Source organism: uncultured Planktomarina sp., assembly GCA_943788425.1.
GTDB lineage: Bacteria > Pseudomonadota > Alphaproteobacteria > Rhodobacterales > Rhodobacteraceae > Planktomarina.
On record CALSQF010000013.1, the window covers coordinates 25336 to 38356 of the forward strand.

At 55.5% G+C, this 13021-nt stretch carries 15 protein-coding genes; 11 read left to right on the plus strand and 4 right to left on the minus strand.

All coding sequences use genetic code 11. The annotated features are described in order from the left end of the window. Positions 1–33: 33 nt before the first annotated feature. From alr to ABLW18_RS11360, 10 genes are all read left to right on the plus strand, one after another. Positions 34–1077: an alanine racemase gene (gene alr, locus ABLW18_RS11315; protein WP_347824909.1), complete on the plus strand. Its 1044-nt coding sequence runs from the start codon at positions 34–36 to the stop codon at positions 1075–1077. Further along, on the plus strand, positions 1074–1862 hold the full coding sequence (locus ABLW18_RS11320) for an ABC transporter permease (RefSeq protein ID WP_347824910.1): 789 nt from the start codon (positions 1074–1076) through the stop codon (positions 1860–1862). Before alr ends, ABLW18_RS11320 begins: the two co-directional genes overlap by 4 nt. Next, positions 1859–2605, plus strand: coding sequence for an ATP-binding cassette domain-containing protein (locus tag ABLW18_RS11325; RefSeq protein WP_347824911.1), 747 nt, complete (start codon positions 1859–1861; stop codon positions 2603–2605). Before ABLW18_RS11320 ends, ABLW18_RS11325 begins: the two co-directional genes overlap by 4 nt. A gap of 77 nt (positions 2606–2682) precedes the next feature. Beyond that, positions 2683–4041, plus strand: a complete 1359-nt coding sequence (radA, locus tag ABLW18_RS11330) for a DNA repair protein RadA (protein ID WP_347824912.1) — start codon at positions 2683–2685, stop codon at positions 4039–4041. A gap of 23 nt (positions 4042–4064) precedes the next feature. Then, complete coding sequence (locus tag ABLW18_RS11335) at positions 4065–4619, plus strand: CvpA family protein (protein WP_347824913.1); 555 nt, start codon at positions 4065–4067, stop codon at positions 4617–4619. Positions 4620–4805: 186 nt separating this feature from the next. Continuing rightward, a complete protein-coding gene (gene purF / locus ABLW18_RS11340) occupies positions 4806–6254 on the plus strand; it encodes an amidophosphoribosyltransferase (protein ID WP_044049720.1) in 1449 nt (482 codons plus the stop codon). A gap of 47 nt (positions 6255–6301) precedes the next feature. Beyond that, on the plus strand, positions 6302–6955 hold the full coding sequence (locus ABLW18_RS11345) for an SDR family NAD(P)-dependent oxidoreductase (RefSeq protein ID WP_347824914.1): 654 nt from the start codon (positions 6302–6304) through the stop codon (positions 6953–6955). Between the two features lie 90 nt (positions 6956–7045). After that, the gene (surE, locus tag ABLW18_RS11350) at positions 7046–7828 is read left to right on the plus strand and encodes a 5'/3'-nucleotidase SurE (RefSeq protein WP_347824915.1); all 783 of its coding nucleotides are present in this window, start codon (positions 7046–7048) and stop codon (positions 7826–7828) included. A 3-nt stretch (positions 7829–7831) separates the two neighbouring features. Beyond that, positions 7832–8479: a protein-L-isoaspartate(D-aspartate) O-methyltransferase gene (locus ABLW18_RS11355; protein WP_347824916.1), complete on the plus strand. Its 648-nt coding sequence runs from the start codon at positions 7832–7834 to the stop codon at positions 8477–8479. A 38-nt stretch (positions 8480–8517) separates the two neighbouring features. Beyond that, a complete protein-coding gene (locus ABLW18_RS11360; RefSeq protein ID WP_347824917.1) occupies positions 8518–9651 on the plus strand; it encodes a peptidoglycan DD-metalloendopeptidase family protein in 1134 nt (377 codons plus the stop codon). 18 nt (positions 9652–9669) lie between these two features. Here ABLW18_RS11360 and ABLW18_RS11365 read toward each other — a convergent pair whose 3' ends face one another. From ABLW18_RS11365 to ABLW18_RS11380, 4 genes are read right to left on the minus strand one after another with little or no spacing between them, the layout of a single operon-like run. Further along, positions 9670–10509, minus strand: coding sequence for an ATP-binding protein (locus tag ABLW18_RS11365; RefSeq protein ID WP_347824918.1), 840 nt, complete (start codon positions 10507–10509; stop codon positions 9670–9672). Continuing rightward, on the minus strand, positions 10506–11396 hold the full coding sequence (tatC, locus tag ABLW18_RS11370; RefSeq protein WP_347824919.1) for a twin-arginine translocase subunit TatC: 891 nt from the start codon (positions 11394–11396) through the stop codon (positions 10506–10508). Before tatC ends, ABLW18_RS11365 begins: the two co-directional genes overlap by 4 nt. Continuing rightward, on the minus strand, positions 11393–11947 hold the full coding sequence (gene tatB, locus ABLW18_RS11375) for a Sec-independent protein translocase protein TatB (protein WP_347824920.1): 555 nt from the start codon (positions 11945–11947) through the stop codon (positions 11393–11395). The genes tatC and tatB overlap by 4 nt, the downstream gene beginning before the upstream one ends. Before the next feature lie 35 nt (positions 11948–11982). Then, entirely contained in the window at positions 11983–12210 is a 228-nt protein-coding gene (locus tag ABLW18_RS11380; protein WP_044049712.1) for a twin-arginine translocase TatA/TatE family subunit, read from the minus strand. Between the two features lie 23 nt (positions 12211–12233). On the opposite strand from ABLW18_RS11380, the gene ABLW18_RS11385 reads away from it, so the two are divergent. Next, a complete protein-coding gene (locus ABLW18_RS11385) occupies positions 12234–13010 on the plus strand; it encodes a WYL domain-containing protein (RefSeq protein WP_347824921.1) in 777 nt (258 codons plus the stop codon). The last annotated feature ends 11 nt before the right edge of the window (positions 13011–13021 follow it).

Here is a 13021-nt window from a genome sequence, read left to right on the forward strand (position 1 = left end):
TGAAATTTATAAATAGCAGGACCGAAGCGCCCCATGAGCACAGGAAATTTAACGATTAATCTGAAGGGGATCACCAACAATTGGTCCACTTTAGATCGCATGTCTGCCGAAAATGTTGAAACGGCCGCTGTGGTCAAAGCCGATGGCTATGGTCTGGATTCCGGGCGGGTTGCACGCACGCTCTATCCTGCGGGGGTGCGACATTTCTTTGTGGCCGCCGCAGAAGAGGCCTCGGCAATTCGCCGTGAATTGGGCGATAATGTGACTATTTATGTATTCTCTGGGCACATGCGGGGCGATACGGACATGATCCATGATCTGCATCTCGTGCCCTTGCTTAACTCTTTGGACCAGCTGACGCGCCATTTGGAAGCCCTACCCGGCCATGCCTTTGGGGTCCAGCTTGACACCGGCATGAACCGCTTGGGCATGGAGGCCTCGGAATGGGAGGCGGTACGGGATTTGGTGGTTGGATTAAACCCAAGTTTGGTCATGAGTCACCTGGCCTGTGCCGATGAACCCGATCATCCGATGAACCGGCAACAATTGGCGCAATTTTGCGCAATGACCGATGGCTTGGGCTTGAAACGCTCGCTGGCCGCGACGGGCGGGATACTACTGGGACCGGAGTATCATTTTGACATGACCCGCCCGGGTATCGGCCTGTATGGCGGCGCGCCCTATGCTCAGGCCGAAGCTGTGGTGCATTTGTCTTTGCCGGTGATTCAAATTCGCGATGTTGCGGAAGGGGAAACCGTGGGCTATGGCAACAGCTGGAGCGCCAGTGCCCCTGCCCGGATCGCAACTGTCGCCGCCGGCTATGCCGATGGGCTGCTGCGCGCCCTGTACAATAACGCGTCGCTGTGGCACGAGGGCCAAGCCTGCCCCATCGTCGGACGGGTCTCAATGGATATGATTGGCGTGGATGTCACAGCCTTGCCACAACCGCCCGAGACTTTGGATATCCTGTGTCCCTATCAATCGGTGGATGAATTGGCAGATAAAGCCGGGACGATCGGTTATGAAATTCTCACATCGCTGGGCGCCCGCTATGCGCGGCGTTATGTGAATCAATGAACGCGCAGATGATCTTGATTGTCCGTGCGCTGGGGCGCTTATGCATCGATGCGATTTCCGCTTTGGGCCGTTTGGTGCTCTTTGCGCTGGCCACCCTGTCCCATGTCTTTCGCCCGCCATTTTATCTGCGCGAATTTTTCACCGCGCTGTTGAATGTCGGCTACCTGTCCCTGCCCGTCGTCGGGTTGACCGCCCTGTTCACCGGGGCGGCTTTGGCTTTGCAAATTTACTCCGGCGGGTCGCGCTTCAACGCTCCTGAGGTTGTGCCGCAAATTGTTGCTATTGGCATGGTGCGCGAATTGGGACCGGTTTTGGTGGGGTTGATGATTGCTGCGCGTGTCACAAGTTCCATCGCCGCTGAAATGGCCACGATGAAAGTCACGGAACAAATTGATGCGCTTGTCACCCTGTCCACCGCCCCGATGAAATATTTGGTGATGCCGCGGGTCTTGGCTGGGCTCATGGCGGGGCCCGTCTTGGTCGCCGTGGCCGATAGCATCGGCATTTTTGGCGGTTTTATCGTCGCCACACAAACCCTAGGCTTTAACCCCGCCACCTATATTTTAAACACGATGAACTTCCTAACCTCTGCCGATATCCTCTCCTCAATGGCCAAGGGCATGGCCTTTGGGTTTATCGCCACATTGATGGGATGCTATTATGGGCTGAACTCGGGCCGCGGCGCGCAGGGCGTGGGCGCGGCAACCAAAGCTTCCGTGCAAGCGGCAGCGGTTTTGATTTTGGCGGCAAATTTCCTGCTCACAGCGGTATTCTTTACAGCATGATAACCTTTGAAAACATACATAAATCCTTTGGCTCCAATCATGTGCTGCGTGGGGTGAATTTAACCGTCGAGCGCGGCGAAAGCATGGTAATCGTCGGCGGTTCGGGCACCGGAAAATCTGTTTTGATCAAAACAGTTCTAGGGCTCATCCAACCGGACAAGGGGCGGATTTTGGTCGATGGGCAAGATGTCACCAAGGTCAAACGCGACGCCTTTCTGAGCCGTTTTGGCATGCTGTTTCAGGGCGGTGCACTCTTCGACTCAATGCCGGTCTGGCAAAATGTAGCGTTCCGGCTTCAGCGCGGCGCGCTCAAACGCCCCCTGGCAGAGGCCCGCGAAATTGCCATCGAAAAATTACGCCGCGTGGGTCTGGCGCCGGACGTGGCAGATCGCTTTCCGGCCGAGCTCTCTGGCGGCATGCAAAAACGTGTCAGCCTTGCGAGAGCCATTGCCGCCGAACCAGAAATTATCTTCTTTGATGAACCCACCACCGGGCTCGACCCCATTATGTCCGGTGTCATCAACGAATTGATCCGCGAAATCGTCGTGGAGATGGGGGTGACGGCCATGACCATAACGCATGACATGACCTCTGTGCACACCATCGCCGATAAAGTGGCCATGCTGCATCGCGGGACCATTCAATGGTGCGGTCGTCAGACAGATATGGCGCAAAGCGGCGATCCCTATGTGGAGCAATTTGTGAATGGTCGCGCCGAAGGTCCAATTGAGACCCTGCGTTAAACAGTAACTTTCAACATTTTCAGGCTTACTTTATCGGCAGCACCCTATATCTCAAGGCCAGATGAAAAGGACACCACATGGCCAAAGCGACATTCACCTGCAGCAAATGCGGCGCGTCTCATAGCAAATGGGCCGGTCAATGCGACAGCTGCATGGAGTGGAACACTCTGGTGGACCAAGGTCCGCTCTCGGCGGGGCCGGGTAAAACTCTTGGCGGCAAACGGGGCCGGACCATCACGCTGACCGATCTGGCCACGGTGGAAGAACCACCCGCGCGCACCATGGCTGGCGTGGCAGAATTGGACCGGGTATTGGGGGGCGGATTGGTCAAGGCCAGCGCCCTCTTGGTCGGTGGGGATCCTGGGATCGGCAAATCCACTCTTTTGCTGCAAGCCGCAGCGCGTTTTGCCCGCAATGGTTTGAAGGTCATTTACATCTCCGGCGAGGAAGCCACCGCGCAGGTGCGCATGCGCGCCCATCGCCTTGGTCTTAGCGAAAGCCCTGTGATCCTCGCCTCTGAGACCAATCTGCGCGATATTCTGACCACCTTGGATGCTGAAAAGCCCGATTTGGTCATCATCGATTCCATTCAAACCATGTGGGCCGATCACATCGAAGCGGCCCCCGGCTCGGTTAGCCAAGTAAGATCCTCCGCCCATGAGCTGACCAGCTATGCCAAACGCAAGGGCGTGGCGGTGATTATGGTCGGGCATGTCACCAAAGATGGGCAAATCGCCGGGCCCCGGGTGGTGGAGCATATGGTCGATACGGTTTTATACTTCGAAGGCGAGCGCAATCATCAGTTTCGCCTGTTGCGCGCCGTGAAAAACCGCTTCGGGCCGGCCGATGAAATTGGTGTTTTTGAGATGACCGGCAAGGGTTTGGTCGAAGTCAAAAACCCCTCTGCTCTCTTTTTGTCCGAACGCGGCAAGACAACAGCAGGCTCCGCGGTCTTTGCCGGGATAGAGGGCACGCGCCCAGTCCTCTGCGAATTTCAAGCCCTTGTCGCCCCCTCGCCGCACGGGCAGGCGCGACGCTCCGTTGTTGGCTGGGATGGGCAAAGGCTGGCGATGATTCTTGCCGTATTGGAAGCCCGCTGCGGCATCCCCTTCACCGGTCTAGATGTCTACTTAAATGTGGCCGGAGGTATGCGTGTCACAGAACCGGCGGCTGACCTGGCCGTGGCCGCAGCCTTAATTTCCGCCCGCGAAGACGCAGCTTTGCCAAGAGATGCCGTTATTTTTGGAGAAATTTCGCTCTCAGGCGCGTTAAGACCCGTCTCTCAGGCAGAAAATAGGTTGAAAGAAGCGCAGAAACTTGGTTTCTGTCAGGCGCTGGCGCCGGCCGCCAAAAAACTTGAAGAAATTGCGGGAATGACATTTCGGCCGATTGATGATTTGGCTCAATTTGTTGAAGACCTGTTCGGAAGCCGCTGAATAGCGCAGAGTGGAGAAGCACAGTGGACGGTTTTACAATAGTCGACGGTGGTGTCGCGGTCGTGATCGTGATGTCAGCATTGTTGGCCTATTCTCGTGGCGTTGTGCGCGAAATTACAGCGATTGCGGGCTGGATCGCCGCGGCTTTTGTCGCATTTGTCTTTGCTGACACAGCGAAACCTTTGGTTCGGCAAATTCCTTATCTGGGCGATATGTTGGGTGACAGCTGCGAATTGTTGATTGTCGCCAGCTTTGCCATCGTCTTTGCGCTGTCCTTGCTCTTGGTCTCCCTCTTCACACCGCTGTTTTCGGCCATTGTGCAACGCTCCATCTTTGGGGGCTTTGACCAAATGCTGGGCTTTTTCTTCGGAGTGGCGCGCGGTGTTATCTTGGTGGCCGTCGGGTTTTTCATCTACTTCACCGTGATGCCGAACCAAGATATTGTGGCGCTAGAGACATCACGCTCAGCCGCAGTCTTTGAGCGCTATGTGGACGATGTACAGGATCAAAACCCGGAAGCCGCATTGGGTTGGTTAAGAACTCAATACGATCAACTGGTTGGCGAGTGCAGCGCATAAATTCCCTTTAAACGTCGGTAATTTTAACCGATCGCTCCAGAACGCAGGCCGTGTTTTTTTTCATTTTTATGAGAAAAACACCGTGTTTTTCGCATTGTCAAAGTGACATGCCTGCTGTGATGGCGTAAGGCATGGGGTGTAACGTCATATACCGGAGCCTATCGCGTGACCCAACCGTTGGACCAGATGCACACAAATCCCTTTGACGACGATAAACTGCGCGAAGAATGCGGCGTGTTTGGGGTGATTGGGACAGCGGATGCGGCGAATTTCACCGCCCTTGGCTTACATGCTTTGCAACATCGCGGCCAGGAGGCTGGCGGCATTGTCACCCATGATGAAACCCTCGGCTTCAATTCTGTGCGCCGCTTTGGCTATGTTCGCGACAATTTTACCAGTGCAAAAATTATGGAGCAGCTGCCGGGCGATCTGTCGATCGGACATGTGCGCTATTCGACCGCCGGATCCAAGGGCAACACGGCGATGCGCGATGTGCAGCCCTTTTTCGGTGAGTTTTCCATGGGCGGCGCGGCGATTGCGCATAATGGCAATATTACCAATGCCAATTCTCTGCGCAAAGAATTGATTGGACGCGGGTCGATTTTCCAATCCTCCTCGGACAGCGAATGCATTATTCACCTCATGGCCCGCAGCCTCCAGCAGAACATCCCGCAACGGATGGAAGATGCGTTGCGCCGCGTTGAAGGGGCGTTTTCCATCGTTGCCATGACACAAACCCAGCTGATTGGCGTGCGCGATCCGTTGGGCGTGCGGCCTTTGGTCTTGGGTCAATTGGGCGATGGTTGGGTACTGAGCTCCGAAACCTGCGCTTTAGATATCACTGGCGCCGAGTTTGTGCGCGAAATTCACCCCGGCGAGATGGTGGTTATCACCGCCAATGGCGTCGAAAGCAGTTACCCTTTTCGCCCGGCGCGGCCGCGGTTTTGTGTCTTCGAGCACATCTATTTCAGCCGCCCCGACAGCATCCTCGGCGGCCGAAGCGTTTATGAAACCCGCGAGGCCATCGGCCGCGAATTGGCCAAAGAAGCGCCGGTAGAAGCCGACCTCGTTTGCCCTGTGCCCGACAGTGGCACGCCTGCGGCGATCGGATTTTCACTTGAATCGGGCATTCCCTACGCTATGGGCATCATTCGCAATCAGTATATGGGCCGGACCTTCATTGAGCCCAGCGAGCAAATTCGCAACATGGGCGTGCGTTTGAAGCTAAATGTGAACCGGGCTTTGATCCGCGGCAAGCGGGTAATTTTGGTGGACGACAGCGTTGTGCGCGGAACCACATCGCGCAAGATTAAAGAAATGATCCTAGACGCTGGCGCCGCTGAAGTGCATTTCCGCATCGCCAGTCCGCCAACGGCTTGGCCCTGCTTTTATGGAGTAGATACGCCAGATCGCGAAAAACTATTGGCCGCGACCATGTCCGAAGAGGAGATGCGCCAACATTTGGCCGTCGACAGTTTGAAATTTATCTCGCTGAATGGGCTTTACCGCGCGGTTGGCGGCACCGACCGCGACAGCGCACAGCCGCAATATTGCGACGCTTGTTTCAGCGGCGACTATCCCGTGATACCCTCAGATCAAATTTCCAGCGGGTTTCAAATGAAGGCTGCTGAGTAGCGCCGGGCCCCTTGACCTGCTGCGCATTTGCCCCCATGACGCGCCATATGACATATCCCCTTCTCATCACTGGCGCCTCGCGTGGGCTTGGCGCAGCTTTGGCGCTTCAGCTTGCGCAGAAATTTCACATTGTCGCTGTAGCAAAGACCACGGGTGGGCTTGAAGAATTGGATGACCGCATCCAAGCCTGCGGTGGCCAAGCAACCCTCGCGCCCATTGATGTCACGGATGTAAATGCCGTGCGCCACCTGTGCCGATCGATCCATGATCGCTGGGGCGGGCTGCACCTATGGGCCCATTGCGCAATACATGCCGCCCCTCTGGCGCCGACCAATTGCATAGATGCCCGCGATTGGGACAAGTCAATCAAGCTCAACGTCACCACCACTGGCATGTTGATCCCCAATATCGCGCCCTTATTGCATCAGAGCGGAACTGCTGTTTTCTTTGACGATCCCTGCGGCGGGAAAAAATTCTTTGGCAGCTATGGCGCCACAAAATCGGCGCAGATTGCCTTGGCCAAAAGCTGGCAGGCAGAGACCGCTAAAACCGGTCCCAAAGTCGAAATCCTCACCCCCGCCCCCATGCCCACGGCCACGCGCGCGCGCTTCTATCCCGGTGAAGATCGCATTGCCTTGAGCAGTTGCGACAGCGAAGCGGCCCGGATAATTACAGCCCTAGACCTGTTTGCCGCCGCGTAACTGCGTATATTTTTACCTTGCTGGAGAAAATGCTTGGGCTGCGGGTCGATCAGGCTTGCCCGCCGCGGCACAACCTTTTAACCAAGGTCTATGCGTATACTTATCACAAATGACGACGGAATTATGGCGCCCGGCCTGCAGGTGCTGCATGATCTCGCAATCCAGCTGGCTGGCCCCGAGGGTGAGGTTTGGACAGTGGCGCCACAATCTGAGCAATCGGGTGTTGGCCATTGTATTTCTTACACGAAACCCGTGCTTGTGCATCAATATGCGGAGCGAAAGTTTGCAGTAGAAGGCTCTCCGGCCGATTGCATCCTGGCTGGGCTCAACGATCTATTGCCCCAGCGCCCAGATTTGGTTTTATCCGGCGTTAACAAAGGCAATAACTCGGCGGAAAATACCGTCTATTCCGGCACCATTGGTGCGGCGATGGAAGCGGCTCTTGCCGGGGTTCCCTCTATTGCCCTTTCGCAGTTTTACGGACCGCAAAACACGGATTTGGACAATAGTTTTGAGGCCAGTGCCGGTCACGGTGTTGCGGCCATTCAAGCCTGTCTGGATGCGGGTTTTGCGCGCGCTGAAGATTATGCATTGTTTTACAACATTAATTTCCCACCTGTTCCGGCCTCTGGAGTCTTGGGGATGAAGGCTGTTAAACAAGGGTATCGTGGTGACGGGGCCTTTGGTGCACATGCCACCAATGCGCCAAATGGCCGAAAATTCTTATTCATGCACGGCCGGCCCCAGCAAGCTCCAACACAGGATGGCACTGACGCCGCGGCTAATTTGGACGGCTATATCTCTCTCACACCCATGCGCGCAGATTTGACCGCGCATGACCAACTGGCAAACCTGGCTAGAATTCTGGGCTAAAAGATGGACCCAGCCGCTGAACGCAAAATGCAATTTTTGTTCTCCCTGCGCTCACATGGTGTGACCAACAAGCGTGTGCTCACGGCTATGGAGAAAGTCGATCGCGGCAAATATATTCGCGGAACCTTTGAAGATCGCGCCTATGAAGACACGCCGCTGCCCATTGCCTGTGGTCAGACCATCTCCCAGCCGTCCATTGTGGCCTTGATGACCGAAGCGCTGGACGTGCAACCGCGCAGTAAGGTTTTGGAAATTGGCACGGGGTCAGGCTATCAGGCGGCCATATTGAGCCAATTGGCCCGGCGGGTTTATACCGTGGATCGACACAGCCGTCTTGTCAAAGCCGCGCGTCGGGTGTTTGAGGCCGAGGATATTTCTAATATCATTGCCTTTACCGCCGATGGCAGCCGCGGGCTGCCAGAGCAAGCGCCCTTTGATCGTATCCTCTTGACCGCCGCAAGCGAAGATCCGCCCGGCCCCCTGTTGGCACAATTGCGCATAGGCGGTATTATGGTTTTGCCAGTCGGGCAGTCGGATACCGTGCAGACTTTGGTCAAGGTGACGAAAACCGAAGAGGGTTTAGATTACCAAGAGCTCAGAGCCGTGCGCTTTGTGCCGCTTCTCGAAGGTCTGGGCAAAGAGAGTAACTAAGAGACCTCACAATAAGAGGTCCGGGTGAGGAGAGTATAATGGCACTGAAATTTGGCACGAAGTACATAATACCGTTTCTTGCAGCCACGGCAATTGCAGGCTGCACGAATAGTTTTAGCTTGGATGTCCGCGATCAATTTGGCGGGATTTTAGACACAACAAGCGCGGCTGCAACTGCGGTGGCGGAGCGCCCTGAGCCCGATGCACGCGGGGTCATCACATTCCCAAGCTATCAAGTTGTCCTGGCCAGAACAGGTGATCGAATTGGCGATGTCGCCGCACGCATTGGCGTCAATGCAGATCGGTTGGGCCGATTTAATGGCATCCCGCAGGAGGCGATCTTGCGCTATGGCGAAGTGATTGCCCTGCCCTCAAATATGACAGCTGTGGCAGCAGATGGCGCCCCGCTCACCCCAACCGTGGTAGACATTAGTGAATTGTCAGATGATCCAAGCGCCGGACCAAAGCCCGCAGAGCCCAAGCGCCACCGGGTCGTTGATGGTGAAACGGTCTATACAATTTCTCGGCTCTATTCGGTCTCTGCCGAGGATCTCGCGAAATGGAACAGTCTTAGCCTGACCACGGAGCTGCGTCCTGGGCAGTATCTGTTGATCCCTATCACTCAAAACCGACCCACTCCAGTCAGCGCGCCAGGCGAAGGCTCGATCACCCCCACACCGCCCAGCAGCACCCGCCCGCAACCGCGCAGCGAACTGCTCCCAGCTGAGGTGATGACGACGCCAGCGACCGCCGACGCCACGGCGCCTGTGACCGTGCCTGTGCCTGTGGCCAATACCGGCCCCGTAACCCAAGCCTCGCAAAGCGACGCCCGCTTCATGCGGCCGGTCAGCGGTACGATTATTCGCAGCTATAAAAAAGGGACAAATGAGGGCCTTGATATTGGGGCCCCAGAGGGCGCGGCGGTATCTGCCGCCGATGTCGGCACCGTCGCGGCCATCACCGAAGACACAAAGGGCGTTGCTATTGTTGTCATCAAACACGCCGATGGATTGCTGACAGTCTACACAAATGTCGACAACCTATTGGTGAAGAAAGGAGATGCGGTCACGCGCGGCCAAGAGATCGCCAAGGTACGCGCGGGAACGCCTTCATTTTTGCACTTTGAAGTGCGCAAAGGCCTCGAATCCGTCGATCCCGATGACTATATTTAGAATGCAAGATTTGGCGACCTAGACCACCACCCCATGGCGGCCGGCCAAATCTACGAAGAATTGCCAGGCCACGCGGCCCGAACGAGAGCCGCGTGTCGCCTGCCATTCGATCGCCTCTGCACGCAGCACCTCAGGGTCTACCGCGACCCCATGAGCCGCGCAGTAGCCCTCAATCATACTCAGGTATTGATCTTGATCACACGGATGAAAGCCCAACCACAGCCCGAAACGGTCCGACAGGCTGACCTTTTCTTCAACGGCCTCGCCCGGATTGATAGCGCTTGATCGCTCGTTTTCGATCATATCGCGGGGCATGAGATGCCGGCGGTTTGAGGTGGCATAGAAGATCACATTGTCTGGACGCCCCGCGATGCCCCCATCCAAAACAGCTTTGAGAGACTTATAATGCTGGTCATCATGGGAAAAGGATAGATCATCACAGAACAGTAAAAAGCGATAGGGCGCGCCGCGTAGCAAGGCCAGAAGGCGCGTGACCGACGGCAAATCTTCGCGTTGCAGCTCGACCACTTTCAACGGCAGGCCTTGCGCATTGATCTGCGCATGCACCGCTTTGACCAGAGAGGATTTTCCCATCCCTCGCGCGCCCCACAACAGCGCATTATTCGCCGACATGCCGCGCGCAAAGCGCAGGGTGTTTTCAAGCAAAACGTCCCGCGACCGGTCGATGCCGACGAGCAGATCAAGATCAACCCGAGACACTTTGGCAATCGGCTCCAACTGATCGGGGCTTGTGTGCCACAAAAACGCCTCCGCCTCGGCAACGTCAGGAGCCTCAAGCGGGGCGGGCGACATACGCTCTAGCGCATTGGCAATTCGGATCAAAGCCGCATCACTCATGCTTGCCCCCCGGTGCCATCTTCATCCTCATCCGCAAACAGATCTTCGTCAGAGACGCCCTGCTCTTTCAAGAACGCGTTGCGTTTACGCTCCACATAGACAACCAACCAAATCGATATTTCGTAAAGCCCATAAACCACCACGAAAAGAATAATTTGAGTCACCACATCCGGTGGCGTGACGATCCCAGCGAGGATCAAAATACCAACAATAGCATATTTGCGCACAGCCCGCAGGCCTATCGCAGAGACCAAGCCCGCTTTGCCCATCAAGGTCAGCAAAACTGGCAATTGGAAACATATGCCGAAGGCCATGATGAATTTCAAAACAATGTCCAAAGTCTCGCGGACTGACCCGAGAAACCGCGTCTTCAAGGCGGTATCAGCCACTTGCACCTCAGTTCCCGTCAATAAGGCGGTCACCGTCGGCATGATATCGGCATATCCAATAAAGAAGTTGAGAGCCAGCGGACTGACGACATAATGGGCAAAAGCAGCCCCCATCAGGAAAAGAACAGGCGAGGCGATGATAAAGGGCAAAAAGGCATTTTTTTCGGCCTTATATAGGCCTGGCGCGACAAAGCGCCAAAGTTGATAGCCGATCACAGGCGAAGAGACCCCGAGGCCAAAAATCACCGATATGCGGATCAAAACAAAGAATTTTTCTTGTGGCGCCGTGAAAATCAACTGTGCGAGTTCACCGCGGCGGCGTAAAATTTCGGCAATGGGTTCAGCCAGGAAATTCAAGATATATTCCGCCACGAAGAAACAGGCGAACAGACCAACGATAAAGGCAAGCGCAGCCCGGATTAGGCATGTGCGCAGCTCTGTCAAATGTTCGATCAGAGGGGCAGAAGAATCGTCTAGGTTTTCGTCTTCGCGGCTCATGTATCTTTACCAGGTTTTGGAGCAGCCTTTTTAGCCGCAGATTTTTTGGGCGTCGCCGATTTTTTCGCAGCCGCTGGTTTCTTGGCTGCCGCAGGTTTCTTAGCAGCCGCAAGTTTCTTAGCCGGCGCGGGTTTTTTAGCTGCCGCAGGTTTTTGGGTCTCCTTGGAGGCCACGGCCTTCGTCACTTTTTCCGCGTCAAGGCGCTGCTGCGCTCTTTCAGCCATGGCATCATGCATTTTCTTGGCTTTTTCAGCCCGCTCTTCTGACAGTTTTCCAATTTCAGATCCCGGTACGAAATCTTTCCACTTGGTGGTCGGATCCGAGACGCTGCGCACCCCGTCTTTGAGAGAGTTGACCGAGTCCATCGCATCTTTCACGCCCGCATCATCAGCAGCGTCGTTCATCGCCCGGCTGAAATCACGGGCCATGGCCTTGGCTTTACCGACAAATTGACCAATTTTGCGAAACACGCCGGGCAATTCTTTAGGACCGATGACAATCAGCCCCACGACAGCCGCGACCAGTATCTCAGCCCATCCCAATCCAAACATCGAGACCCTTCCTTATGTCAAAGAGGTAATAGTGATTAGGATTTGTCTTTTTCCGTATCAGGCGTCACATCTTTTGCGCCTTCGGATGCGGCTTCCTCAATCTCTTGCTGGCCATCATTGACGCCTTTTTTGAAGGCGGTGATGCCTTTGCCCATTTCGCCCATCATGGCAGAGATTTTTCCGCGGCCGAATAGAACCAAGACGACAAGGGCTATGATCAAATAGCCCATCGGAGGGATGTTTGTGAGAAATGCAGGGGTCATATCGTGTATCCTTAGATGAAGTGTTGGCTGTTTCTAAGCCAGTTGTGCCGGAGCAGAAAGCAGGTTCGCAACATTTTGCCGTTGTGTGGACACTCAACTGCCATTATTCTGTCAGTATGGCACGCAAAGACCGTCTTTTTTCCCTGATTCAAATCCTACGCGATGGAAATCTCTACCGGGCTTGCGATTTGGCAGAGCTTGTTGGCGTGTCGCTCCGTACGCTTTATCGCGACATGGACACTTTGGCAGCTTCTGGCGTGCCCATTCGCGGTGAGCGCGGCCTCGGATATCAAATCACCGCCGCCTACACGCTGCCGGCGCTCAATTTGACGAAAACTGAGCTGGAGGCGCTGCATTTGGGATTGGCAGCCGTGGGGGAAAGTGAAGATGCCGAGCTTTCGGCCGCCGCAAAAGCCCTGTCGCGGCGCATAGACGGGGTTTTACCCGAAGATAGCGCTGCAGCCTCGGGTTGGTCCTTTGCCACCTACCCTTTCGCCGATGCCGCCCGCGGCTTTCAGCATATGCCAAAACTCAGGCAGGCCATTCGTTCGAAACAGTTGATGCAGATTACGATTGGCTCCCAAATACGGCGATTGCGACCTTTGGCGCTGGATTATTGGGGGCGGCTGTGGACCCTAGCCGCTTGGTGTGAAAGCACGCAGGGGTTTGTCACCCTCCGGGTGGATGAAATCACGCGGCTTGACGCCATGCCAGCCGTATTTGTTGAGGAGCCCGGCAAATCCTTGGTCGATTATTTGGCGTGGAGCAAACATCCCGACCGCGCACGCCATCGATCATAACCGCGCTTGGG

Excerpts from the sequence above, each read along its gene's own strand:
- ABLW18_RS11320 (WP_347824910.1), top strand. The coding sequence starts at position 1,074 with ATGAACGCGCAGATGATCTTGATTGTCCGTGCGCTGGGGCGCTTATGC.
- ABLW18_RS11355 (WP_347824916.1), top strand. The coding sequence starts at position 7,832 with ATGGACCCAGCCGCTGAACGCAAAATGCAATTTTTGTTCTCCCTGCGC.
- ABLW18_RS11345 (WP_347824914.1), top strand. The coding sequence starts at position 6,302 with ATGACATATCCCCTTCTCATCACTGGCGCCTCGCGTGGGCTTGGCGCA.
- ABLW18_RS11380 (WP_044049712.1), bottom strand. The coding sequence starts at position 12,210 with ATGACCCCTGCATTTCTCACAAACATCCCTCCGATGGGCTATTTGATC.
- purF (WP_044049720.1), top strand. The coding sequence starts at position 4,806 with ATGCACACAAATCCCTTTGACGACGATAAACTGCGCGAAGAATGCGGC.
- ABLW18_RS11325 (WP_347824911.1), top strand. The coding sequence starts at position 1,859 with ATGATAACCTTTGAAAACATACATAAATCCTTTGGCTCCAATCATGTG.
- surE (WP_347824915.1), top strand. The coding sequence starts at position 7,046 with ATGCGTATACTTATCACAAATGACGACGGAATTATGGCGCCCGGCCTG.
- radA (WP_347824912.1), top strand. The coding sequence starts at position 2,683 with ATGGCCAAAGCGACATTCACCTGCAGCAAATGCGGCGCGTCTCATAGC.
- tatB (WP_347824920.1), bottom strand. The coding sequence starts at position 11,947 with ATGTTTGGATTGGGATGGGCTGAGATACTGGTCGCGGCTGTCGTGGGG.
- alr (WP_347824909.1), top strand. The coding sequence starts at position 34 with ATGAGCACAGGAAATTTAACGATTAATCTGAAGGGGATCACCAACAAT.
- ABLW18_RS11365 (WP_347824918.1), bottom strand. The coding sequence starts at position 10,509 with ATGAGTGATGCGGCTTTGATCCGAATTGCCAATGCGCTAGAGCGTATG.
- ABLW18_RS11360 (WP_347824917.1), top strand. The coding sequence starts at position 8,518 with ATGGCACTGAAATTTGGCACGAAGTACATAATACCGTTTCTTGCAGCC.
- tatC (WP_347824919.1), bottom strand. The coding sequence starts at position 11,396 with ATGAGCCGCGAAGACGAAAACCTAGACGATTCTTCTGCCCCTCTGATC.